Below are 1,179 nucleotides of genomic sequence, written 5' to 3' on the forward strand. Positions count from 1 at the left end.
AAATTTGAGCGGACCAAGCCGCACGTGAACGTTGGTACGATTGGTCACGTTGACCACGGCAAGACGACGTTGACGGCAGCGATCACGACGGTGCTGACGAAGAAGTTCGGCGGCGAAGCGAAGGCATACGATCAGATCGATGCGGCGCCGGAAGAAAAGGCGCGTGGTATCACGATCAACACGGCGCACGTCGAGTATGAAACGGCGAACCGCCACTACGCACACGTCGATTGCCCGGGCCACGCTGACTATGTGAAGAACATGATCACGGGTGCGGCGCAGATGGACGGCGCGATCCTGGTGTGTTCGGCTGCAGACGGTCCGATGCCGCAAACGCGCGAGCACATTCTGCTGGCGCGCCAGGTTGGTGTGCCGTACATCATCGTGTTCCTGAACAAGTGCGACATGGTGGACGATGCCGAACTGCTGGAACTGGTGGAGATGGAGGTTCGCGAACTTCTGTCGAAGTACGACTTCCCGGGCGACGACACGCCGATCGTGAAGGGTTCGGCCAAGCTGGCGCTGGAAGGCGACACGGGCGAGCTGGGTGAAGTGGCGATCATGAGCCTGGCCGATGCGCTGGACACGTACATCCCGACGCCGGAGCGTGCGGTTGACGGTGCGTTCCTGATGCCGGTGGAAGACGTGTTCTCGATTTCGGGTCGGGGCACGGTGGTGACGGGTCGTATCGAGCGTGGCGTGGTGAAGGTTGGCGAAGAAATCGAAATCGTGGGCATCAAGCCGACGGTGAAGACGACCTGCACGGGCGTGGAAATGTTCCGCAAGCTGCTGGACCAAGGTCAAGCGGGCGACAACGTGGGCATTCTGCTGCGCGGCACGAAGCGTGAAGACGTGGAACGCGGTCAAGTTCTGGCGAAGCCGGGCTCGATCACGCCGCACACGCATTTCACGGCAGAAGTGTACGTGCTGAGCAAGGATGAAGGCGGTCGTCACACGCCGTTCTTCAACAACTACCGTCCGCAGTTCTACTTCCGTACGACGGACGTGACGGGCTCGATCGAGCTGCCGAAGGACAAGGAAATGGTGATGCCGGGCGACAACGTGTCGATCACGGTGAAGCTGATTGCTCCGATCGCGATGGAAGAAGGTCTGCGCTTCGCCATCCGTGAAGGCGGTCGTACCGTCGGCGCCGGCGTCGTCGCCAAGGTCATCGAGTAA

General features: G+C 60.8%; 1 protein-coding gene. It reads left to right on the plus strand.

What is annotated here, in order from left to right; genetic code table 11:
* The coding region (tuf, locus tag RZR99_RS32860; protein ID WP_323123834.1) for an elongation factor Tu at positions 1-1,179 on the plus strand (1,179 nt) is incomplete at its 5' end.

Origin of the sequence: Burkholderia alba (genome assembly GCF_034721475.1) — a bacterium.
Classification (GTDB): Bacteria; Pseudomonadota; Gammaproteobacteria; order Burkholderiales; family Burkholderiaceae; genus Burkholderia; species Burkholderia alba.